At 57.2% G+C, this 21,014-nt stretch carries 22 protein-coding genes and 1 pseudogene; 11 read left to right on the top strand and 12 right to left on the bottom strand.

What is annotated here, in order from left to right; all coding sequences use genetic code 11:
- The 5 genes from AC1DU9_RS20375 to AC1DU9_RS20355 form a co-directional block, all read right to left on the bottom strand.
- The coding region (locus AC1DU9_RS20375; RefSeq protein ID WP_477810704.1) for an ATP-binding cassette domain-containing protein at positions 1 to 225 on the bottom strand (225 nt) is incomplete at its 3' end.
- Complete coding sequence (locus tag AC1DU9_RS20370) at positions 222 to 911, bottom strand: ABC transporter permease (RefSeq protein WP_218433270.1); 690 nt, start codon at positions 909 to 911, stop codon at positions 222 to 224. The genes AC1DU9_RS20375 and AC1DU9_RS20370, both read right to left, overlap by 4 nt.
- A gap of 342 nt (positions 912 to 1,253) precedes the next feature.
- Positions 1,254 to 2,249, bottom strand: a complete 996-nt coding sequence (locus AC1DU9_RS20365; protein WP_477810703.1) for a GlxA family transcriptional regulator — start codon at positions 2,247 to 2,249, stop codon at positions 1,254 to 1,256.
- Between the two features lie 247 nt (positions 2,250 to 2,496).
- The gene (locus AC1DU9_RS20360) at positions 2,497 to 3,471 is read right to left on the bottom strand and encodes an alpha/beta fold hydrolase (protein WP_223462597.1); all 975 of its coding nucleotides are present in this window, start codon (positions 3,469 to 3,471) and stop codon (positions 2,497 to 2,499) included.
- A gap of 35 nt (positions 3,472 to 3,506) precedes the next feature.
- Positions 3,507 to 4,400, bottom strand: a complete 894-nt coding sequence (locus AC1DU9_RS20355) for an amidohydrolase family protein (protein WP_223462598.1) — start codon at positions 4,398 to 4,400, stop codon at positions 3,507 to 3,509.
- Between the two features lie 566 nt (positions 4,401 to 4,966).
- Here AC1DU9_RS20355 and AC1DU9_RS20350 point away from each other — a divergent pair.
- Both AC1DU9_RS20350 and AC1DU9_RS20345 read left to right on the top strand, forming a co-directional pair.
- Entirely contained in the window at positions 4,967 to 5,287 is a 321-nt protein-coding gene (locus AC1DU9_RS20350; RefSeq protein WP_108219545.1) for an isochorismate lyase, read from the top strand.
- A 145-nt stretch (positions 5,288 to 5,432) separates the two neighbouring features.
- On the top strand, positions 5,433 to 5,921 hold the full coding sequence (locus AC1DU9_RS20345; RefSeq protein ID WP_477810702.1) for a GNAT family N-acetyltransferase: 489 nt from the start codon (positions 5,433 to 5,435) through the stop codon (positions 5,919 to 5,921).
- A gap of 276 nt (positions 5,922 to 6,197) precedes the next feature.
- Here AC1DU9_RS20345 and AC1DU9_RS20340 read toward each other — a convergent pair whose 3' ends face one another.
- The gene (locus AC1DU9_RS20340; protein WP_095144475.1) at positions 6,198 to 6,428 is read right to left on the bottom strand and encodes a hypothetical protein; all 231 of its coding nucleotides are present in this window, start codon (positions 6,426 to 6,428) and stop codon (positions 6,198 to 6,200) included.
- A gap of 175 nt (positions 6,429 to 6,603) precedes the next feature.
- Between AC1DU9_RS20340 and AC1DU9_RS20335 the strand changes: the two genes are divergently transcribed.
- Complete coding sequence (locus AC1DU9_RS20335) at positions 6,604 to 8,265, top strand: SulP family inorganic anion transporter (RefSeq protein ID WP_223462600.1); 1,662 nt, start codon at positions 6,604 to 6,606, stop codon at positions 8,263 to 8,265.
- Between the two features lie 21 nt (positions 8,266 to 8,286).
- On the opposite strand, the gene AC1DU9_RS20330 is transcribed toward AC1DU9_RS20335, so the two are convergent.
- On the bottom strand, positions 8,287 to 8,475 hold the full coding sequence (locus tag AC1DU9_RS20330; RefSeq protein ID WP_150725560.1) for a ribbon-helix-helix protein, CopG family: 189 nt from the start codon (positions 8,473 to 8,475) through the stop codon (positions 8,287 to 8,289).
- A 181-nt stretch (positions 8,476 to 8,656) separates the two neighbouring features.
- Here AC1DU9_RS20330 and AC1DU9_RS20325 point away from each other — a divergent pair, with 181 nt between their 5' ends.
- Positions 8,657 to 9,397: a Mut7-C ubiquitin/RNAse domain-containing protein gene (locus AC1DU9_RS20325; RefSeq protein ID WP_223462601.1), complete on the top strand. Its 741-nt coding sequence runs from the start codon at positions 8,657 to 8,659 to the stop codon at positions 9,395 to 9,397.
- 7 nt (positions 9,398 to 9,404) lie between these two features.
- On the opposite strand, the pseudogene AC1DU9_RS20320 reads toward AC1DU9_RS20325, so the two are convergent.
- The 3 genes and pseudogenes from AC1DU9_RS20320 to AC1DU9_RS20310 all read right to left on the bottom strand — a co-directional run.
- Positions 9,405 to 9,494: pseudogene (locus AC1DU9_RS20320) on the bottom strand (histidine/lysine/arginine/ornithine ABC transporter ATP-binding protein); the annotation flags it as partial.
- 60 nt (positions 9,495 to 9,554) lie between these two features.
- Entirely contained in the window at positions 9,555 to 10,343 is a 789-nt protein-coding gene (locus AC1DU9_RS20315; RefSeq protein ID WP_477810701.1) for an ABC transporter substrate-binding protein, read from the bottom strand.
- A 59-nt stretch (positions 10,344 to 10,402) separates the two neighbouring features.
- The gene (locus AC1DU9_RS20310; RefSeq protein WP_477810700.1) at positions 10,403 to 11,572 is read right to left on the bottom strand and encodes a M20 aminoacylase family protein; all 1,170 of its coding nucleotides are present in this window, start codon (positions 11,570 to 11,572) and stop codon (positions 10,403 to 10,405) included.
- A 132-nt stretch (positions 11,573 to 11,704) separates the two neighbouring features.
- Here AC1DU9_RS20310 and AC1DU9_RS20305 point away from each other — a divergent pair, with 132 nt between their 5' ends.
- Positions 11,705 to 12,658 (top strand): LysR substrate-binding domain-containing protein, encoded by a 954-nt coding sequence (locus AC1DU9_RS20305; RefSeq protein WP_477810699.1) that lies wholly within the window; start codon positions 11,705 to 11,707, stop codon positions 12,656 to 12,658.
- A 191-nt stretch (positions 12,659 to 12,849) separates the two neighbouring features.
- Positions 12,850 to 13,203, top strand: coding sequence for a VOC family protein (locus AC1DU9_RS20300; protein ID WP_411740710.1), 354 nt, complete (start codon positions 12,850 to 12,852; stop codon positions 13,201 to 13,203).
- A 110-nt stretch (positions 13,204 to 13,313) separates the two neighbouring features.
- Here AC1DU9_RS20300 and AC1DU9_RS20295 read toward each other — a convergent pair whose 3' ends face one another.
- Complete coding sequence (locus AC1DU9_RS20295) at positions 13,314 to 13,796, bottom strand: DUF2867 domain-containing protein (RefSeq protein WP_477810698.1); 483 nt, start codon at positions 13,794 to 13,796, stop codon at positions 13,314 to 13,316.
- 253 nt (positions 13,797 to 14,049) lie between these two features.
- On the opposite strand from AC1DU9_RS20295, the gene AC1DU9_RS20290 reads away from it, so the two are divergent.
- The 5 genes from AC1DU9_RS20290 (at position 14,050) to tcuC (ending at position 19,654) form a co-directional block, all read left to right on the top strand.
- On the top strand, positions 14,050 to 14,451 hold the full coding sequence (locus tag AC1DU9_RS20290; RefSeq protein ID WP_477810697.1) for a GFA family protein: 402 nt from the start codon (positions 14,050 to 14,052) through the stop codon (positions 14,449 to 14,451).
- 151 nt (positions 14,452 to 14,602) lie between these two features.
- The gene (locus AC1DU9_RS20285) at positions 14,603 to 15,538 is read left to right on the top strand and encodes a LysR family transcriptional regulator (protein WP_477810696.1); all 936 of its coding nucleotides are present in this window, start codon (positions 14,603 to 14,605) and stop codon (positions 15,536 to 15,538) included.
- A 168-nt stretch (positions 15,539 to 15,706) separates the two neighbouring features.
- Complete coding sequence (gene tcuA / locus AC1DU9_RS20280) at positions 15,707 to 17,161, top strand: FAD-dependent tricarballylate dehydrogenase TcuA (protein ID WP_223462608.1); 1,455 nt, start codon at positions 15,707 to 15,709, stop codon at positions 17,159 to 17,161.
- Positions 17,148 to 18,305, top strand: coding sequence for a tricarballylate utilization 4Fe-4S protein TcuB (gene tcuB / locus AC1DU9_RS20275; protein ID WP_477810695.1), 1,158 nt, complete (start codon positions 17,148 to 17,150; stop codon positions 18,303 to 18,305). The genes tcuA and tcuB overlap by 14 nt, the downstream gene beginning before the upstream one ends.
- 47 nt (positions 18,306 to 18,352) lie before the next feature.
- Positions 18,353 to 19,654, top strand: a complete 1,302-nt coding sequence (tcuC, locus tag AC1DU9_RS20270; RefSeq protein ID WP_477810694.1) for a tricarballylate/proton symporter TcuC — start codon at positions 18,353 to 18,355, stop codon at positions 19,652 to 19,654.
- 94 nt (positions 19,655 to 19,748) lie between these two features.
- Here tcuC and AC1DU9_RS20265 read toward each other — a convergent pair whose 3' ends face one another.
- The gene (locus AC1DU9_RS20265) at positions 19,749 to 20,513 is read right to left on the bottom strand and encodes a tetratricopeptide repeat protein (protein ID WP_477810693.1); all 765 of its coding nucleotides are present in this window, start codon (positions 20,511 to 20,513) and stop codon (positions 19,749 to 19,751) included.
- Between the last annotated feature and the right edge of the window lie 501 nt (positions 20,514 to 21,014).

Here is a 21,014-nt window from a genome sequence, read left to right as displayed (position 1 = left end):
GCGTTTGAGGGTGACGCTGTCCAGTTCGGACGTATCGCGACCTCCAATTCTGATCGTGCCGGAGGTAGGCGTGATCAGTCGGTTGATCATTTTCAGCGTCGTGGTCTTGCCACAGCCCGACGGCCCAAGCAGTACGCAGATCTGCCCCTCTTCAACATTGAATGAGACATCTTCTACTGCAGTGATTGAGCCGAATTGCTTGTTGAGGTTTTCGATCTGGATCACGTCGTAGCTTCCTTCATTCGGCCGGTGGCCACTTTGTTCTTGTTCAGGCCTTTTGGCGTCAGCAGGCGCTGCAAGCCGTACAACGCGTAATCGGCCGCAATGGCGATGACACTGATGACGATCGCGCCGGCCAACAGCTGTCGGGTATCCGATTGCGCGATGCCGCGAATGATGAGGCTGCCCAGGCCGCCGGCGCCGATGTAGGCCGCGATGGCTGCGATGCCGATGTTGATGACGGTCGCCATCCTCACGCCCGCCATGATCAGCGGGACCGCAATCGGCAGCTCAACCTTGCGCAATCGTTGCCCGGTCGACATGCCCATCCCGATCGCTGCTTCGCGCAAGGCCGGATCGATGTTGGAGATCGCAGTGGTGGTGTTGCGGATGATGGGCAATTGGGAGTAGAGGAACAGCGCAATGACCGCCGGTACGACGCCGATCCCGTAGCCGATCAGCGACAGGGCCGGAATCATCAGCCCGAACAGCGCGGCGGAAGGAATGGTCATCAGGACCGCGGCGAAGGCCAGGACCCAGCGGCGCGTTCTGGGGTGCTGGGAGATCGCAATCCCGACAGGCACGCCGGTCAGAATCGCCAAACCCACCGCTACCGCCACGATGAGCAGGTGCTGCCCGAGTAGCAGACTGATCAACCCGCCGTTTTCCAGAATGAAACTCAAGGTTTCCATGTGTTATGCCTTCTGTACGTCATTGTTGTTTTTATCGGCCGTGCATCTGGAATTGAACGCCGGATCTGTAGGAAACATTACAGCGCTACTGCAGGCACTCTGAGCTTCGAGTTCGACGATTTCTATCAAAAAAACGACGTCACGCGGCCAACCAATGCGCAATGCAAAGTGCAGCGTCGATTGCAGACGGCAGTATGCGGGATCGCCAAATGACAAGGCTTGCCAGAGCGCACCGCCTGTCGGGGCGAGTCATTAGCTAGCTATGGGATTTTACAGAGAGGATTGGTTCAGAGGCTTTTCAGGGGATTGGCGCTTGTTGACCCATGCGCTCAGTAACTGAAATCAGGAGTGAGCATCATCAAATTTCCGCCGCTCTTCACCAGGCGTACATCCCCAGACACGACGGTAAGCAGCCCCCAGATGTGACGCTGAGACAAACCCACAGCTATAGGCAATGGACGCAATGGGCTGGGTGCTTTCACGCAGCAACCGGCGTGCTTCGTTCAGCCTGAGCTCCAGATAGAACTTCTTCGGCGTCATCCCGAAGTGCTGATGCCACAGCCGTTCGAGTTGACGGTGGGACAGATTGCAACGGTCGGCGATCTCTTCGATGCCGACGATGTTCTCCAGATTGTTCTCCATGAAGGCGATGGCGGCTGTCAGCCTGCGWTCGTGAATGCCGAACCGCCACTGAATCGACATCCGCTGATGCTCTTCCGGCGCTCTTATCCTGGCATGCAGAAATTGCTCGGCGATGCTCGCCGCGAGCTGGTTACCGAAATCAAGCGCGATTTGTGCCAGCATGAGATCGATGGCCGCCGTCCCCCCGGCGCACGTCCAGCGGTTGCCATGGTTGACGTAAAGCTCCTTGGTGACTTCGATCGAGGGGAATTCTTCCGAAAACTGGCCAATGGACTCCCAGTGCAAGGTGCAGCGCTTGCCTTCCAGCAAGCCGGCGCGTGCAAGGATGAACGTACCGGTGCTCAATGCGCCGACGGTAATCCCGCGGAACGCTGCGCGCTGCAGGAAGCGCAGCATTTTTGGTGGTTTCTGATGTTCGATGTCCAGGCTCGCCAGGACAAAAATGCGATCCAGCTCCGGCGCCTGATCAACCGGCACAGTCTGGATTTCGATACCGCTGCTGGAACTGACCGGTCCGCCCGACTCCGTGAGCAGGGTCCATTCATAAAGCGTTTTGCCGGACAGCCGGTTGGCCGCGCGCAAAGGCTCGCTGGCTCCCGCCAGGGCCATCATGGAGAACTGAGGAAGAATGAGCAGCCCGATTCGCTTGGTTGTGCCGCTGTTCACAGACGTCGCCGATTCACTGGGGGCTGTCATCGCCAGATCCTTTCATGGTAGTTCCAGCCGTTCGAGTGAACAGCTCAGGCCACACCGGGGAAGTGGCTTTGGACACGCCATGTTAGGGGTTGGGCACACATTCAGCCAGATTGGATCGTTGAGACCGCGAACCCGCCCGGCCAAAGCGCAACGACAGATCAGAATGACGTGAGCGATACACGCCGCGATACTGGAGATCGCTGCGAGACTTCGGCGCCCGAAGTCTCGCAGGAAAATGGCGAGCGGATCAGCCGCGCGCGCGGATGGCTTCGTCGATGCTCTGGATCATCGACTTGAACACAGGGCTGTCGACCTGATTCTGCTGGCCATGCTGCATGTGCGAAATGATCAGTGCGTGCGGGCCGGCATCGCCCGGATAGTTCTGGTGCAGACGCACAGACTCCGACGGCATGTGCAAGGTGTTGTCGGCGCCGTGGATGATCAGCGCTGGCGGGAAACCTTTTGCACCTTCAATGGACCGCTCCGGGTCATACGCCACATAGGACTTGTAGGACTTTGCCGTCACGTAGGTGCAACCCGGCCAACGGTCCGCGCCGCCCGCTTCGGTGTAGCCGCCCAACTGCTGATCGACATAGGCCTGGGTTTCAGGATCCAGCGGGTAATAACCAAGACGGGTTGCATCAGTGCCGGTGTCGAACGGAGGGATCGGCGCGTCATCCGCGAGTTGCCCGATGGCAGCGTCAGCCGCGGACTGATCAGCGCGCAAGGCTTGCAGTTTGCGGATGTTGGTGTAGCTCATCGGCACCCAGAAGCGGATCTGCTCACCACCGGCGGCAGCCAGCTCAGCCACCGCACCGAGGCTTGCCACTGACCCCATCGCCCACGACGCGACCACCGGCATCTCGCCGAAATTCTCGCGCGCCCATTCAACGGCACCGAGCACTTCATCCTTCTGGTCTTCGAGGATGACGTTGGTGATGACCTTGTCACCTGATTCGATGGTGTTACGGATGTGCTTGTTGGAAAAAAAACCTGCCACATCGTAGGTCATGACGCGATAACCAAGGGCTGCCAGGGCGCGCCCGAACAGCTGGCCGTACATCGTGACCCCGCCGGTGAAGCCGGAGTTGAAGATGACCGGTGGCAGTTTTTGCGCCGCAGCGTCGAGTTGTTCTGGCTGAAATACCGTGCCTTTGAGGCTCAGGATTTCATCGCCATACTTGACGGTGAAGTTGATGTCTTTTGTTGTAATGTTCGTCATTGCTGGTTATCTCGAAGTGGGAGCGTGGGCGTAGATCAACTTACCAATTGGCCAGATGCTCCTCGCAGAAGTTGGCCAACAGGAATTCGGGTTTCATTGGAAACATGCAGTGCAACGGCATCGACAAAGTTGAAAGCCTTGCCCGGATTGAAGAGGTTGGAATACGGAACTCCCTTGTTGTCAGTTCCAACATGAGGTGCATCCGTTGCTTCCAGGAGAATCTTGTCCGCGCCGACTGCGCAAACAATTTGCGTCACGAAACGAGCTGTTTCCTCGGGATGGACGCAAGTGCGATAGCCAGGGCCCTTGAACCACACATTGCCTCGTTCTCTGGCCTCAGCAAGTAGCGCGATGTAAGCCGGCTCAGTGATGTCGCGCTCGCGGTGACAAGTGCCCAGGTGATCGATGATGACCCGCACATCGCGAGGGATCTGGCGCAATACACGCAGATTCGTCTCGGCTTCTTTCGCGTAAATGTGCAGATGCTGGCGCGGTAACAAGCGGCCATAAAACGCCGACCACTGCCCATCGCTGAATTGCGTATCGGAAACCGTTTCCGGCCGTGCATCGTGCAAAACGATCCGGGCGCCAACCACCTGCGGGTGCGAGAGACGTTCTTGTGTGGCGTAAGCAGGTTCTGCCTTGATCGTCCCCACCAGTTTGACGTCCCCATAGCGCAGAGGGTTGGCCGCCTGGAGATGCTTGAGTTCGTCAAATGAAGCAAATACGTTTTCTGAATCCGGCAGAATACTTAAATGGACATTATTGAGGAGCGTCGGAGCAATTCCGGCATCGATCAATGTATCCAGATAAGCCGTCAGCGGATGCGGCTCAGGTAATGCATAGGGCAGCGAACCGGCCACTCGGCGCAGGTCTTGCGATGTATAAAAATGAACGTGACTGTCTATTCTTTTGATCAACGGCAGCATGATTATTGTTTCCTGCTTTTGTGCGAAAACAATAATCGTCGTCAGCGCTTCGTCGCTCCCCCCAACTCGACGTGTAGTATCAAAATTTCGCCATGCGCGATTTTGTGGGCAAGGAGTATTTGGAAATCAGCGCATGGATGTGAAGAGGCGAAATAACCCTTGGGATTCTCTGTTGCAAGACTGGCAGGACTCCAGAGTCGTGAAAATGAAGTCCTGAGCGGTCGATGAGTCAGTGGGCTGTCAAGCGGATGGCGAAAAATTGATGGATTTTGACCGTCTGTGATTGCGTTCCCGGATCCCCAAATGTTTGGCGACGATTGAGCGTTGCGCCGCCAAAGCATCCCCTTGGATTTTCAGCTGGCCTGAACTCAGGCACGACCACCATCGGAGAACCTGCTCACCACACTGCGTGGTTTTTTGGCTAAGGCAGATCGGCGAACTCTTTAAACCACGTTAATCGATAAGGCAGCGGATTTTATGGTATTCAAGCTGTATCGCTCACGGAAGACAGCGCGCCGATACTTCTTCCAAAGGCCCACGAACTTTCAGCAAACGGAGTCAACTACATGGACGTCATCAATCAGTTGCAGCCCGAAGAGTGTGCAGGCATGGAGGATATCCGCCGCGAAATCGATGCCCTTGATCAGGTTGTTATCAAGCTGTTGGGCAAGCGTTTTCACTATGTACTGGCGGCCTCGAAGTACAAGACCTCAGCGACTTCGGTGCGTGCTCCGGAGCGTTTCAAGGCCATGTTGGCGACACGACGCGAGTGGGCCGAGGCCGAGGGCCTGAGCCCGGATGCAATCGAGAAGATGTACAGTGACCTGGTGAACCACTTCATTGCAGAAGAGATGAAACACTGGGCGGCTCATCAATCCGACACCTGACTCTAGTGTCCGGACTGTCTGCCATGGGTTGTGGGTTTCGGTCAGTCATGTCAGGCCGTGATCGGCCAGTTGCGGACATGCCATTGCTTTCCAGCCCCCTGAACTAGCAGCCAAGGTACTGATTCAAGGAGCTTGGAGACGAGCAATGAAACTGAACCACAGGCCAGTGAAGGCTAGCGACGTTAAAATGATCTGCGGCTTTCCTCAGAACGCTCAAGAGTTGTTTTTCATGTTTCCGAAGGCGCACTTCCCGCTAACGGAAACGCAGTTGATTACCGCGATCTCCCAACGCTTCGACTCTACCGTCGTGGAGATCAATGGGACTGTCGTTGGGTTTGCCAATTTCTATCGAGCGCAACGCAATGGCGTTTGCTGTATCGGCAATGTCATCGTCTCGCCGAGCGCTCGGGGCGAAGGAGTGGCGACGTTTATCGTAGAGACGATGACCGGCTTGGCATTCGAGCGTTACGACGCCCGCGAGGTGCAGATTTCCTGCTTCAACGAAAACACGGCAGGGCTGCTGCTCTACCCCAAGCTTGGGTTTGTGCCTTATGCCATTGAGGAGCGACCTTCTTTGGGAAACGGCCGATCGGCCCTCATACACATGACGCGCAGCAGAAGCTCGACAGGTTGAATACACAGTCGATTGCTACCCTGGATGACAAGTAGAAATCGGCCAGAAGCGGGTATTCAGGCCATGGAAAATAAATCTGTTATTACTCTAATTGTCAGTACCTGAAGGAGCGTGCCTGCGAGCGTAGCGCCTTGGGTGATTGACTGCCTCACGCACTGAGGAAGTCAGTCAAGCAAAATCGAGGTTCTTGAGGAGCGGTGCCCGGAGCTTGGCTTTGAGTGGGTAGTTACTCGCCCCTCACTGACATGATCATGCCTGTAGAGTGTGACCCAAGGGTTAAAAGTGGATTTCAGCAGTCTTGAGACCCAGGTCTCGAAGCTCGGCTATCAGGTCATCCAGATGCCCGAAAGACTCGACTTCCTCGTTGTCATCAACCAGGAAATAACTTCTCCCCGCGTCCTTCTTGAAAAACACAATCCACTCCTTGGGGTTGGTCGGGTTTGCGATCACATGGGTGTCGAAGGTCACGCCTTCGGCATGTTTGGTTTTCACAGCTTTACGATTCATGTCAGTCACCACGCTACGCGCGTTCTCAAAATTCTCTATTTGCAGTGCATGCCCGCCCAGTTCCATCTGAACTTTCACGATAAACATCTCCAGCCGCACGAAGCGGTGGATCAAGGGCATTTCAATTATCACTGTATGTTAATATTATGCACATGCATCCACTGAGGAGCTAGCCATGATTGCGATAGGTGAGGCATGGAAGGCGGGGTTGTTGGGGCGAGAGCATTGGCTGCGCAATGTGGTGTCTGGCGTGATCGTCGGGGTCGTGGCGCTCCCTCTGGCTATGGCGTTTGCCATTGCATCTGGCGTCAAACCTGAGCAAGGCATCTACACCGCAATCATCGGTGGCCTGCTGGTTTCGCTCTTTGGGGGAAGCCGCTTGCAGATTGCCGGGCCGACAGGTGCGTTCATCGTGATTCTGGCGGGAGTCACGGCCAAACATGGTGTTGACGGCTTGCAAATCGCCACGATGATGGCGGGGGCCATGTTGTTATTGCTGGGGATGGCCCGCCTCGGTGCAATCATCAAGTTTATCCCTGACCCGGTGATAGTCGGATTCACTGCGGGCATCGGCGTGATCATCTGGGTCGGACAGTGGAAAGACTTTTTCGGTTTACCGACGATCAGTGGAGAGCATTTCCATGAAAAGCTCTGGCATCTGCTCCAGGCGCTGCCGGATCTTCATATCGCCACAACCCTGCTGGCGGCGATTAGCCTTTTCCTGGTCATCACCGCGTCCAGAATTCCCGGACTCAAACGGGTACCTGGCCCGCTAATCGCAATGGCAGTCGCTACAGCGATACAGTCAACCTTTCATTTCGAGGGGGTCGCCACGATTGGCAGTGCATTCGGTGGCATACCTCAAGGTCTTCCAGCGTTAAGCCTGCCTGAAATCACGCTGTCTCGTGTCATCGATTTGATTGGTCCGGCGTTCACTATTGCCATGCTTGGAGCAATCGAATCACTGCTGTCCGCAATGGTGGCCGATGGCATGGCGGGCACCAAGCACGACTCCAATCAGGAACTGATCGGTCAGGGAGTGGCTAATCTGGTCACGCCATTGTTTGGCGGTTTCGCAGCGACCGGAGCCATTGCCCGTACTGCAACCAATATCCGTAACGGCGGCACGAGCCCGCTGGCCGGCATTACGCACGCGGTCACGTTGGTGCTTATTATTCTGTTTCTGGCACCTCTGGCCTCAAACATCCCGCTGTGCGCCCTGGCCGCCATTCTTTTCGTGGTCGCGTACAACATGAGCGAGTTGAAGCACTTCAAGCGCATGGTCCAACGGGCTCCACGCGCAGACGTAGCTATCCTGCTCATCACCTTCAGCCTCACCGTGTTCAGCGACCTGGTGATCGCCGTGAATATCGGCGTCATTCTTGCCATGCTGCACTTCATGCGTCGCATGGCCTCATCTGTGGAGGTGCAACAGGTCGTCGAGCACGAGCTTGAAGAAGAGCTGAGGGCCAATGGGCACACTCGCCTGCCGCCAGGGACATTGATTTATACGATTGAAGGGCCATTGTTCTTTGGCGCGGCTGAGACCTTCGAGCGTGTGTTGGCACAGACCCATACCGATCCACGTCTGCTGATTATTCGCTTGAAGCGTGTACCGTTTATGGACATCACTGGCTTGCAGGTGCTGGAGGAGGTCATTCAGCAACTGCACGAGCGCAATATCGTGGTGAAACTCTGCGAAGCGAACACGAAGGTGCTCAACAAGCTCGATAGGGTAGGTATCTTGCAAGAAATCGGCACGGAGCATTACCACGCCGACTTCAACACCGCGCTGGCTAAAGCGGTCAGTATTGCAGAGGGTCCGCCGACCCTCTAGAGGCTTACCGCCCGTGTCAGGTCATGACTTGGTGCTGGCGGCATGCTTACTCTTGGTCGAATAGCTGGCACCGTGGGTGTCCAGGTAGTCACGAATCAGTTGACGGACAACCTGCGAAGGCGTCAGGTCTTGTGCTGCACAGAGTTCCTCGAACGCTTTTTTCTTGACGGGATCAATGAGCACAGTGAGGCGCGCAGTCTTGCTTTCCATGGGGTATTCAATCGCTCAAGTCGCTAGATGTTAATCAAATTGTAATTGCCTTGTCCGGTGCTGTCACTGTGCTGCTCGTTACCTGGACTTTACCCACAAGAAAAGATTTGGCTCTCCCAAGCGAGAGGGATGATGTCCGGACCAGACTCGCACATCCCGCAGCCCTGCCATACTGTTCAACATGACCAGTGCAACTTTCCGCTTCTATGAGGAGCTCAACGATTTCCTGCCGGCCGAACGGCGGCGGCAATCCTTCACCTGCGAGTGCGCGCAAGGGGCGACGGTCAAGCACATGATCGAGGCGCTCGGAGTACCGCACACCGAGGTCGAGCTGGTGCTGCTCAACGGCGAGTCGGCGGGCCTGGAGCGGGTGATCCTCGACAGTGACCGGCTGGCGGTGTATCCCAAGTTCGAAGCGCTGGACATCAGCCCGCTGCTCAAGGTTCGTGCGCAACCTTTACGGGTACTGCGCTTCGTCGCTGATGCGCACCTTGGCGGGCTGGCCAGCCTGCTGCGCATGAGTGGCTTCGACACGCTCTACGACAATGGTTTCGAGGATGGCGAGATCGCCGAGATCGCTGCGCAGCAAGGACGCATCGTGCTAACCCGTGACCGCGAACTGCTCAAGCGGCGGATCATCAGCCACGGCTGTTACGTGCATGCCCTGAAACCGTCGCTGCAGCTGCGCGAATTGTACGAGCGCCTCGACCTGGCGCGTAGCGCGCGGCCGTTCAGCCTGTGCCTTCATTGCAACCTGCCGCTGCACGAGATCAGCCCGGAACTGGCTCGGCCGCTGGTACCGCCACGCATTGGCGTCCTCTATTCGCACTTCCTGCGCTGCGACGCCTGCCAACGGGTTTACTGGGAAGGTTCGCACTGGCGCGGCATGTGTGCATTGCTGGCACCGCTGCTGAACCGATAGCCGCGCGCATCGGGCACTCGATGATGTTTTCCGGCACAGTCATGTGGCTCCACAAATTGAAGTGCTGAAACACCATCGACAATCAGCTGCGCAGGCTCCGTAACCGCCCGGGGTAGAGCGCTCGAACGAGCGCCCTGTTCAAGCTGACGACGACGCGTTACTTGGCGCCGTAGACGTCAAAATCGAAGTACTTGTCGTTGATCCGCGCGTAAGTACCGTTGGCGAGAATGGTTGCCAGGGCTTTGTTCAAGTCTTCACGCAACGCGACATCGCCCTTGCGCAAACCAAGGCCATCACCGACACCGAAGAAGTCCGGGGCATCCAGAGTGGCACCGGCAAATTCATAGTCCTTACCCGCCGCAGTTTTCAAGAAGCCGTAACTGGCTTGAATGGAACCCTGCAACGAGGCATCAAGTCGCCCCACTACCAGGTCGGCGTACACCTGGTCCTGATTTTGATAGGAAAGAACGTCCACGCCTTTGGAACCCCAAACCGCTTTGGCATAGGACTCCTGGGTAGAGCCCTGCTCCACACCAATGCGCTTGCCCTTGAGCGATTCGAGGGTCGGCTGTAATCCCGATCCACGTTTGGCCACTAACCGTGCCGGTGCATTGGACACTTTGTCGGTAAACGCAATCTGCTCCAGGCGTTTGGGTGTGATGGTCATCGAAGACGCCACCGCATCGAACTTGCGCGCCAGCAGTGCCGGGATCATCCCGTCCCAACTGCTTTCCACCCAGACACATCGGGCTTTCAGTTCGGCGCACAACGCCTCGGCGATGTCGACCCCGAATCCGGTCAGCGTGCCATCCTGGTTCTTGTATTCCAGCGGTGGATACGTCGGGTCCACCCCCAGCCTCAACACTTTGCCAGACCAGTCGGCCGCCCCCGCCAGGCTCGAGGCCGTCAGGAACACCAGGGAAACGGCTGCAATCATCTTGTTCATTTTTATTCCTCTTCAGGCCGCAGATTTTTTACCGGCACAACGGGCGAAAATGCGCCGTCTCAACACAGAAAACGTTCGACCAACTTGACCCAATAGCTCGCGCCCACCGGCAGGCAGTCGTCATTGAAGTCATAGCCGGGGTTGTGCAGCAGGCACCCGCCTTCTCCCTCACCGTTGCCGATCACCAGATAGCTGCCGGGGCATTTTTCCAGGACAAAAGCAAAGTCCTCACTGGCCGTGAACGGCCGCAAGTCATCGATCAGGTGTTCATCTCCCAGCCAGTCGCGGGCGACTTCATGAGCAAATGCTGTCTGTTCGGGATCATTGATCAACACCGGATGGCAATGCTGGTAATCGATGTGGACCCGGGCGCCAAAACTCTCGGCCTGGCCCTTGACCAACTCAGTGATTCTGACCTCCAGCAAGTGGCGAATCTCCGGGGTCAGTGCGCGTACGCTCAAGCTCAGGTCCGCGCTGGACGGGATGACATTCGAGGCGCTCCCGGCATGCAGGGAGCCCACCGTGATAATCGCCATCTCCTGCGGGTTAACGTTGCGCGAGACGATGCTTTGCAGGGCCATCACGATCGAGGCACCGACCACCACCGGGTCGACGGCTTTGTGCGGCACCGCGCCATGGCCACCATTGCCGATGATTTTGATGTTAACCGTGTCGGCAGACGCCATGAACGGTCCGCTGTAAAAACCCAAATGCCCGACGGGATAACCCGGCACGTTATGCATGGCGAAGATCGCGTCACACGGAAACCGTTCGAGCAGCCCCTCCTCCAGCATTTTCCTGGCACCGCCCAGCCCTTCTTCCGCAGGTTGGAAAATCAGGTGCACGGTGCCGTTGAATGCCCGTGTCCGGGCCAGATACCGGCCGGCTGCCAGCAGGACTGCTGTATGACCGTCGTGACCGCAGGCATGCATGACTCCGTCGATCCGGCTGGCATAGGGCAAACCGGAGGTTTCCTGTATCGGCAACGCATCCATGTCAGCGCGCAAGCCAATGGACCGACCCTCGCCATTTTTCAGGGTGGCAACGACCCCGGTCTTGCCCACCCCGGTGCTGACCTCAAAGCCCCACTGAGTCAAACACGCTGCCACCAGCTCACTGGTAGCGAATTCTTCAAAACCCAGTTCAGGGTGCGCGTGAATGCTGTGACGTATCGCAATCATTTCATCTTGCATCGCGGCAATACCAGGCAGGACCAGGCCGGCATTCATGGGTGTTCTCCTTCGACAGGGGCTGTGCGGAAGCGAAAGCGCTGTTGGGGTCGATCTTAAGGAACGGGCGCTGGGCTGGGGAGGCGCAGTTTGGTTATGATGACAACCATAAGTTGTCACCAGGGTGAGCAGATGAAACTGCATCAATTACAGGCGCTGATTGCCAGCGCCGAAACCGGCAGTATCCGCGCGGCCGCGCGTTCGCTGGAGATTTCCCAGGCCGCTGTGACCAAAGCGCTGCGCGAGTTGGAAACCAGCCAACAGCTACCGCTGTTTACCCGAACCGCCAGCGGTCTGAACTTCACCGAATACGGCAAAGTGCTGCTGACTCACGCCCGGCTGGTGATCAAGCAACTGGAGCACGCACAGACCGAGCTTGATCACATGCGTGGGAAGGCTCAAGGCCGGCTCTGCGTCGGGATCACCCCATGGGTCGCCCTGACCTTCCTGCCGGAAGTCGTGCTGGCTTTTCGCGAACGTATGCCACACATCAAGCTGGAACTGTTCGAAAGCCTGATGGCCGTTGCCCAACCGCTGCTTCGCGACGGCAGCATGGACTTCGCGATTGGCCAACTCCATCCCACACAATCGAGCCAGGAATTCGCCTGTGAAACCTTGCTCGATTACCAGACCTCGGTGCTGGTCCGCGAGGGTCACGCACGACAGCATGCGCGATCGATCCACGAGTTACTGGAAGAAAACTGGACCCTGAACTACGCGCCGGACGGGCACGATGGGCTGATGCAGGAACTGTTCTGGAAACACGGCGCGCAGATTGATGAGAATCGAATCGTGCGTGCTCATTCACTGGCCATTTTGCAGATGATGGTCGAGCGGGCCGACATGTGCACCTGGGGGCCGTCCATCGTGAGCACAGCCCCGCCATTTCTAGGGCGTGTGGTATCCCTGGGGCTGACCGAGCAGTTCGAGCCCCGACAACTGAGCATCGTGACGCGCCGCAATGGCTCACTGAGTAATCCGGCGGTCTGCTTCACCGAATGCCTGTTGCAGGTCATTCGACACCATGCGCGCTCGGCCAAAAAGGAAGACCGCGCGCTGTTTGAAACCTTACGGCTGCGGCTGTGAGGTGAGCCTAGGGTTTTATGTCTGATACCTCAGGACGTCTTGGGTCGAATCTGGCAGTAGGTACCAGCGCCAAGCGTTCACTTCTGAGTGGTTTCTGCACGTGGCCAGAGACGGCTCTCGGCCGATTGTGTTGAAAAAGTCGAAATTGTTATCCTCAAGCGTTCTCGTGGACTGGTTCTGGATAGATGCTCATGTTGACTGGCTTGAGTCATTTTACGTTGGCGGTTGTGAATCTCTCTCGCAGTATCGAGTTTTATGTGGCTCTACCCGGCTTTAGATTGGCTGCCCGCTGGGAGACGGGAGCTTATCTTTCCCTCGGTGACCTCTGGCTTTGTCTGTCTCTCGATGAGAGTCGCGTGGCGGAAAAACAGCCTGATTACACCCACTATGCGTTTTCGGTGGGGCAGGACGATTTTGAAGAAGTCACCGTTTACTTGCGGCTTCGTAACGTTATTGAGCGATTTGCGCCACTACCTCGCCGATTTCAACCCAATAACCGAGCAGCAAAGGTCAACGAAGGGCCGAGAAACCACTCAATGTGGTGAGTAGGTTCTCCGGTGGTGGTCGTGTCTGAGTTCAGGCGAGCTGAAAATCCGACTTTTTCAACACAATCGGCCAGGAACGGTCACTGGGATCAAGCTGAAACAACCAAAATCTACTTCCCTTCAAGCTTTCGTTTCAGTCGCCTGAGATCACTATTGACGATCAGCTTATGGGCTAGACCTACCGGCAACATGTAGATGCGCCCAAAGACGTTATGCGTTACGACAGATGATGTGATCGTGAACACACGATCTGTTATCGAAAGGCAAATCATGACATCCAAGTGCCGGTCACGTTCGGTCAGAACCAGCATGTCGGGGGCACTATGCTCCACCAGAAAGAAATCCAGCTGTTCGCCAGCGTTTACTGTCTCTCGCCTAGCGCCGGAGAACCCGCCGATCCGCTTCACGCCGAATAACGAGGAAATCGCGTCCCTGGTTCGGAACGCTAGCCGCATGAACAGTCCCGGTTCGGCTGTCATGATGTTCCAAGCGTCAAGAGTGGTGATTTCAACCGGGAGCGGAGCCGACCTGCTGTCATAGTAATCAAGATCGGACAGTGCACGCAGAGTGTGAGCAGGTGATGTGGTAGCCAAAAGTTATCCCTTTTCAGTGGCCCGACTGCCATTCCCGATAAAATCGGAAGCTGATCATCATGTAGCCATGCTACGCCATAATTATCTCCAAATATCCCTTAACTGTTCGCTGGGTGAATACCTACCGGCTACAGGCCAGTATGGGTCGTTTACAACCCCTGCCCACAGGCGGAAATCGGCCAGGAGCAGTCATTCGACACTCCTCGTGCCAACGTTTGAATTGGCCCGTTTAGTTACCTGGCCACCTCAAAAAATGACCGGCACTTTCCAAGGCAGCTGCCTCTGCGGCGCCGTCAGGTACGAAATCAAATCACGCCCCAAAGCGCTTTCACATTGCCATTGCAACCAATGCCGTAAAAGTCATGGGGCAGCGTTTGCCAGCTATGGCAGCGTGCTGCGAACTGACCTGCATATCATCCAGGGCGCGGAGTGCATCCCGACTTACCGCTCTTGCGAATCAGTGCTTCGTCAGTTCTGCGGCCAGTGCGGGTCGTCGCTGTTCTGGTCGCAAAGCCGGGGTGGATACGCAGACTGGATATCTATAGCGCTGGGTTCGCTAGACACAACCTTTACTACCGACAAGCAGCAACATGTAGAAGTGACGTCCAAGGCGCCCTGGTATGAAGTACAGGATCAGTGGCCACAGTCTCGATGACAGCTTCGGGTCAACCGCTACCAGTCCTCGACAAAGCGCAAGCGCTCAACGGTCAACCCAAACCTGCGACAATGCTGCCTCTTCGGGCTTCGTAACTTGCATGGCAATCGTTCAGGTATTTGAATAACAAATTCGCGGGGGAGCAGCCACATTGGAATTGAGACAACTGCGCTATTTCGTAAAAATCATCGAGCTTGGCAGCCTGGGGCGTGCGGCACTTGAACTGGACGTTGGTGTGTCAGCCCTCAGTCAGCAAATCTCCAAGCTGGAAAGCGAACTGTGCACCCGCCTCCTGAATCGAACCTCTACCGGCGTGACGCCCACTAGCGCCGGACTTGCGTTTTTACACCATGCCCAATTGACGCTACGCCAGGCGGAAAACGCAATCATGGCCGCCCATCGCGGGCGAATGAGCGGTTATGTCAGCGTCGGCTTACCACCGACTACCGCGACGGTGCTTGCGTTGCCGTTGATCAACGCAATGCGTGCGCGTTATCCGGACATACAACTGCATTTGGTGGAAATGCTTTCCGGCCACTTGGCGGCGCAGCTCAACGCACGGCAAATTGACCTGGCCATCCTGTTCCAGCTCGAAGGGGGTAAACGCTGGAGCGTGACTCCGCTGCTGGATGAAAAGCTGTTTGTCATTGCCTCGCCCAGCCTGCCTCAAGCGCCTTCTGGTGACAGCGTGCAGTTAGCCGACCTTGGCGGCCTGCCGCTGGTGATGCCCAGCGCACAACATGGATTGCGCTCGGCATTGATGAGCGCGTTCGAGCGGGTCGGGCTGACACCCAATGTCATTATGGAAGTCGACGGTCTCGCTGTTTTGATGAACGCCGTTCGGGCCGGTCATGCGGCGACAATACAACCGGGGGCGGCCGCTGCATTGAAAGACGGGTCCGGGCTTTCACTGATCAGGATTGCCGATCCCCATGTGGGCCGGCGTAATCTTCTGGCGACGCTGGCTGACGACGAACTCTCTCCGGCGGCGCTGGCAACGCGGTTGGTCATCGTCGATGTGGCGCGACAGTTGGTCGTCGACAAACAGTGGCCTGGAGCTACGTGGATAGAAGGGGTAGACGCGTAATCCTCGTTCAACCCCGGACACATAAGTCTCTCCTGACGACAAAGCCTTTAGAAAAACTAAACACCCCGCGTCAAAAGCAGCCTTTCGGCCACTCCTTCCCCACCCTATCGTTCTCCCCACTCGCAAGGAGCACTTCGTTCCCGCTTCCTTGCAAATCGAGGAGCGATAATGATCGATGTCTTAATCATAGGGGGTGGCAACGCTGCCTTGTGCGCCGCTCTGATGGCGCGAGAAGCAGGCGCCAGCGTGGTGCTGCTGGAAGCCTCTGCGAAAATCTGGCGCGGTGGCAACTCCCAACACACCCGTAACCTGCGGTGCATGCACGACGAACCGCAGGACGTGCTGATCGATGCCTATCCGGAGGAAGAATACTGGCAAGACCTGTTGAAGGTCACCGGTGGCCTCACGGATGAAAAGCTTGCACGCATTGCAATTCGGGCATCGTCTTCTTGCCGCGATTGGATGCGTTCACACGGCGTGCATTTTCAGCCACCGCTGTCCGGCGCGCTGCACGTGGCGCGGACCAATGCATTTTTTATGGGAGGCGGCAAAGCGCTGGTCAATGCGTATTACCGCAGCGCCGAGCACTTGGGTGTAAAAGTTCGCTACAACACGCAAGTGACCGACATCGAATTGGATGAGGGAAAATTCGTCGCCGCCCACGTGGGCGAACATGAGGTCGATGGTCAGCGTGTCGCCGCAGAACGCATTGAAGCCCGGGCCTGCGTGTTGGCGGCCGGCGGCTTCGAATCCAACCGTGAATGGCTGCGCGAAGCCTGGGGTCAGAACGAACGCGGTGAATGGCCATCGGACAATTTCCTGATCCGGGGCACTCGATTCAACACCGGTATTTTGCTACGGCGCATGCTGGACCTTGGCGCAGATGTGATTGGCGATCCGACGCAAGCACACATGGTCGCGATTGATGCCCGCGCGCCACTCTACGACGGCGGCATCTGCACCCGAATCGACTGCGTATCTCTGGGTGTAGTGGTCAATCGTGATGGCGAACGCTTCTACGACGAAGGTGAGGATTTCTGGCCAAAACGTTATGCGATCTGGGGGCGTCTGGTGGCCGGACAACCCGGTCAGCAGGCGTATTCGATCATCGATCAACAAGCCATCGGCTGCTTCATGCCGCCGGTCTTTCCCGGAACCACCGCCAATACTCTGCAAGACCTTGCCCGCCAGTTGAAGCTGCCTCAAGAAAAATTCGTCAAGACTGTCGAGGACTACAACAGCGCCTGCCGCGTTGGCACGTTCGATCACACGGCGTTGGACGACTGCCACACCCAAGGACTGGTGCCAGCAAAAACCCATTGGGCGCGACCATTGGTGAAACCACCTTTCTACGCCTACCCGCTTAAACCGGGTGTCACGTTCACCTACCTCGGCCTCGCCACCGACGAAACCGCTGCCGTGCATTTCAATGGCAAAGCGAGCCCCAACCTGTTCGTCGCGGGAGAGATGATGGCCGGCAATGTTCTGGGCAAGGGCTACACCGCCGGCATCGGCATGGCCATCGGTACCGCGTTTGGCCGCATCGCCGGTGTGCAGGCGGCCGCTTCAGTGGGCTTTGGCGTCTCATCTGCAAACACGGAGTCTCGACATGCAACTGTTTGATCCCCAAGCGTCGGGCGGGTTAATCCCCGTGTTGAATCTTGACGAAAGTGAAGTCCAGCGGCAGATGACCATCTGCAATGCCTGCCGTTATTGCGAAGGCTTTTGCGCGGTATTTCCGGCGATGACCCGGCGTCTGGAATTCACTCAGGCCGACATCCATTACCTGGCGAACTTGTGCCATAACTGCGGCGCGTGCCTGCACGCCTGTCAGTACGCCGCCCCACACGAATTCGACGTCAACATACCCAAAGCCATGGCCAAAGTGCGCCTGGATACTTACGCCGAATACGCCTGGCCGCAAGTGATGGGCAGGTTGTATCAGCGCAACGGCCTGACCCTGGCACTGGCTTCCGGTGGGGGGCTGACCTTGTTTTTATGCCTGACCCTGATGCTCATGGGCAACCTGTTCACGGCCGTTCCCGGGGGCAACTTCTACAAGATTTTCCCGCATAACACCCTGGCGCTGATGTTCGGTTCAGTGTTCGGCTTTGCGGTACTTGCCCTGACCATGGGTATACGGCGCTTCTGGCGCAACGTTTCACCGGTCGCAGCGCCACTGCCGTTGAAAACGTCCGCTGCATTGGAGGCTACAGCCAACGTCGCTAAGCTCAAATACCTGGACGGCGGCCATGGCGAAGGCTGCAACAACGCCGACGATCAATTCACCTTGTGGCGACGCCGATTCCACCACCTCACCTTCTACGGCTTCATGCTGTGCTTCGCCGCTACCGGTGTCGCCACGCTCTTTCACTACTTGCTGAAGTGGTCGGCGCCTTATCCGATCTTCAGCTTGCCGGTGATGTTGGGTATTGCCGGTGGCATCGGCCTGCTGATCGGCCCGGCGGGTCTTCTTTGGCTGAACCTGCGTCGCAACCCTGCGCACGGCGATGAGAACCAAAAACCCATGGATCGCGGCTTCATCGCGCTGCTGTTTCTGGTCAGCGCAAGCGGCCTGGCGCTACTGGCTTTGCGCGAAACCAGCGCCTTGGGCTTGATGTTGGCTATCCATCTCGGCCTGGTCATGGCGTTTTTCTTGACCATGCCCTACAGCAAATTCGCCCATGGAATATTCCGCAGCGCAGCGCTGCTCAAACACGCCATCGAGAAGCGTCAACCCAACCCGATCAACGCCGGCAGCGACTGACGGTTAAAACACTCATTCCAAAAACAATAGTGAGCATAACGGTAGCCATGATGAAAACGACAACGGCAACAACCCGAGCCAAGGGGTCCAAATTGGGCGCCATTTTGCGGGTCACCAGCGGTAACTTTCTCGAGCAGTTCGACTTCTTTCTGTTCGGGTTCTACGCGACCTACATTTCCCAGACCTTCTTTCCAGCCACCAGCGAGTTTGCCTCGCTGATGATGACCTTCGCGGTATTCGGCTCCGGATTCCTGATGCGTCCGTTAGGCGCCATTGTGCTGGGGGCGTACATCGACAAGGTGGGCCGTCGCAAAGGGCTGATCGTGACGCTGTCGATCATGGCCGCCGGTACCGTATTGATCGCTCTGGTGCCGGGCTATGCCGCCATCGGCGTGGCGGCACCGATTCTAGTGTTGTTGGGCAGGCTGCTACAGGGCTTCTCCGCCGGCGCGGAAATGGGCGGTGTTTCCGTGTATCTGTCGGAAATTTCCACCCCCGGTCACACCGGTTTCTACACCAGTTGGCAATCGGCCAGCCAACAGGTGGCGATCGTCGTCGCGGCCGCGTTGGGCTACACGATCAATGCCACGATGCAAGCCGCTGAAATCGCCGATTGGGGCTGGCGTATTCCGTTCTTCATTGGCTGTGTGATCATCCCGTTCATTTTCGTTATTCGCCGCTCACTGGAAGAAACCGCCGCCTTCACTGCTCGCAGCCATCGTCCAACAACTCGCGAAGTTTTTCGCTCGATGCGTGACAACTGGCGCACCGTACTGGCGGGCGGCTTGCTGGCGTCCATGACCACCACCACGTTCTACCTGATTACGGTCTACACACCGACGTTTGGCAGGACAGTGCTGAACCTGAGCACCACCGACAGCCTGGTGGTCACACTGCTGGTCGGCATCAGCAACTTTATCTGGCTGCCTATCGGCGGCGCCCTCTCCGACCGCATTGGCCGTCGGCCACTGTTGCTGGCGATATCGTTGCTGTGCATCTTCACCGCCTATCCCGCCATGCACTGGCTGGCAGCGGCGGCGAGTTTCGAACGACTGCTCGCTGTGCTGCTGTACTTCTCATTCTTCTTTGGGATTTACAACGGCGCCATGGTCGCGGCACTGACCGAAGTCATGCCACAGAACGTGCGGGTAGTCGGGTTTTCACTGGCCTTCAGTTTGGCCACCGCGGTGTTTGGCGGTTTTACCCCGGCAATCTCGACGCTGCTTGTCCAGGCCACGGGCGACAAGGCATCACCTGCCTATTGGCTGATGTTCGCGGCGGTGTGCGGGTTCACGGCGACGACGATTCTGTATCGTCGACAAAAAACTTTGGCGGTCAAAACCGTTTAGTTCCTCGATCGCCGACGCTTACCACGTGTCGATCCACGGCGATTTCTGCCCGTCGCGAAGGGCAGAAATCGGCCAGAAGTGCACACTCGCAAACTCAACCGTGCACCAGGTAGGCCCCTGACGGAACCCGATATCGCAGTTTCTTGCATTTGCCGGGTGCGGGCTGATGCCCCGGCGGGCGATCAGGAAACCAAATTCGGCATTTGCCCGGAGGCGGCATATGGCCGCGGGGAATCTCAACCTCAGCATACGCCCGCTCTGGCTCGACATTAGCCATTTGCAATTTTCCTTCGGGCCCGGCTCTGCCATCCGTCGGTGCTTCCCCAACCCGATCTGTCTCTGCGACAGTGAAGTTGCCAGCGTCGTGCCCAGTGACCGGAGTGGATTGTTCAGCAACGGCCTTTTCTGCTTCGCGGCGCCTTTGGGTCTCCTCTTCCAGCCCCTTCTGTACTGCGACCAGATCCTCTTTGGCATTGGGTGGGCTACCCGAAGATTGGGCCTGCTGCGCCGCCTGGATCAATTGGAAGTTGCGGTTGCGCAACTCGACGTTGCGACCGACCCGCATGTTCGAGCGAGCCGCCAGGGTTTCAGCCTGTTGGTACTGCCCCTGCTGAAGACGCAACACACCGAGGTAATGCAGCGTCGCGGGATTGTTCGGCTGGATATGCAGAGCACGCTCCAACGTGGCGGCGGCCTGGTCCAACTGGCCATTTTCATACTGCCGCGAGGCTGTTTCGATCAGGGTGGTCGATGCGCTGTTACTTTGCGCGGGCGCTCTTCGCTCGGCAGCAACCGAACAAAGCGACGCGACGGCGCAGAACGCCAGGATGAGACCCGGCAGAAAACGCTTGGTTGGCATCAGTGGCGGACGCTGGCATGCCAGCGAAGGTGGCCTTGAATTGTCCATCTATCTTTCGGGCCTCTTCGCTGGCAAGCCAGCTCCTACAGTAAAACAGACCATAGCGCTGTTCGGCATTTGCGATACAGGGCCGCTATTGACCTGGCCAATACCCTGAAGTTCCTGCCGCAACGGCCGCCGCAACCAGTATCATTTTTTACCACCCCAACATCTAAGCATGATCTGTTGCTGCACTTCACGCTGGGCAGAAAACGGCCAGAAGCAGACCTGAAAAACCTTTGACGTGCGTGGATGCCATCTGAATTCGGCACACTCGCCCGTGCGCGGGTCCTGGCCGCGCTCGGGGCGTCATCACAGACTATTCTTGATCTGGGTAACCGACCGGTCGCACCGAAGGAGGTCAGTCGTTTATGCACTGTGTCCTTTTCGAAATCCGCCGCGGTTCGATCGGATGCAGGAAGGCAAATCGATCCGCGCGGCCATGGAGTTCCGATGAACTAC

Source organism: Pseudomonas sp. P4_C1 (assembly GCF_056402155.1).
Note: the sequence above shows the minus strand (reverse complement) of the source record. Positions and strands in the feature narration are given on the sequence as shown.

What these genes read in the sequence shown, in the direction of transcription:
- AC1DU9_RS20355 (WP_223462598.1), bottom strand. Translation starts at nt 4,400, where the DNA reads ATGCTGCCGTTGATCAAAAGAATAGACAGTCACGTTCATTTTTATACA.
- AC1DU9_RS20350 (WP_108219545.1), top strand. Translation starts at nt 4,967, where the DNA reads ATGGACGTCATCAATCAGTTGCAGCCCGAAGAGTGTGCAGGCATGGAG.
- AC1DU9_RS20305 (WP_477810699.1), top strand. Translation starts at nt 11,705, where the DNA reads ATGAAACTGCATCAATTACAGGCGCTGATTGCCAGCGCCGAAACCGGC.
- AC1DU9_RS20290 (WP_477810697.1), top strand. Translation starts at nt 14,050, where the DNA reads ATGACCGGCACTTTCCAAGGCAGCTGCCTCTGCGGCGCCGTCAGGTAC.
- AC1DU9_RS20300 (WP_411740710.1), top strand. Translation starts at nt 12,850, where the DNA reads ATGTTGACTGGCTTGAGTCATTTTACGTTGGCGGTTGTGAATCTCTCT.
- AC1DU9_RS20370 (WP_218433270.1), bottom strand. Translation starts at nt 911, where the DNA reads ATGGAAACCTTGAGTTTCATTCTGGAAAACGGCGGGTTGATCAGTCTG.
- AC1DU9_RS20315 (WP_477810701.1), bottom strand. Translation starts at nt 10,343, where the DNA reads ATGAACAAGATGATTGCAGCCGTTTCCCTGGTGTTCCTGACGGCCTCG.
- AC1DU9_RS20360 (WP_223462597.1), bottom strand. Translation starts at nt 3,471, where the DNA reads ATGACGAACATTACAACAAAAGACATCAACTTCACCGTCAAGTATGGC.
- AC1DU9_RS20325 (WP_223462601.1), top strand. Translation starts at nt 8,657, where the DNA reads ATGACCAGTGCAACTTTCCGCTTCTATGAGGAGCTCAACGATTTCCTG.
- AC1DU9_RS20265 (WP_477810693.1), bottom strand. Translation starts at nt 20,513, where the DNA reads ATGCCAACCAAGCGTTTTCTGCCGGGTCTCATCCTGGCGTTCTGCGCC.
- AC1DU9_RS20310 (WP_477810700.1), bottom strand. Translation starts at nt 11,572, where the DNA reads ATGAATGCCGGCCTGGTCCTGCCTGGTATTGCCGCGATGCAAGATGAA.
- AC1DU9_RS20330 (WP_150725560.1), bottom strand. Translation starts at nt 8,475, where the DNA reads ATGGAAAGCAAGACTGCGCGCCTCACTGTGCTCATTGATCCCGTCAAG.
- AC1DU9_RS20340 (WP_095144475.1), bottom strand. Translation starts at nt 6,428, where the DNA reads ATGAATCGTAAAGCTGTGAAAACCAAACATGCCGAAGGCGTGACCTTC.
- tcuC (WP_477810694.1), top strand. Translation starts at nt 18,353, where the DNA reads ATGATGAAAACGACAACGGCAACAACCCGAGCCAAGGGGTCCAAATTG.
- AC1DU9_RS20335 (WP_223462600.1), top strand. Translation starts at nt 6,604, where the DNA reads ATGATTGCGATAGGTGAGGCATGGAAGGCGGGGTTGTTGGGGCGAGAG.
- AC1DU9_RS20345 (WP_477810702.1), top strand. Translation starts at nt 5,433, where the DNA reads ATGAAACTGAACCACAGGCCAGTGAAGGCTAGCGACGTTAAAATGATC.
- tcuA (WP_223462608.1), top strand. Translation starts at nt 15,707, where the DNA reads ATGATCGATGTCTTAATCATAGGGGGTGGCAACGCTGCCTTGTGCGCC.
- tcuB (WP_477810695.1), top strand. Translation starts at nt 17,148, where the DNA reads ATGCAACTGTTTGATCCCCAAGCGTCGGGCGGGTTAATCCCCGTGTTG.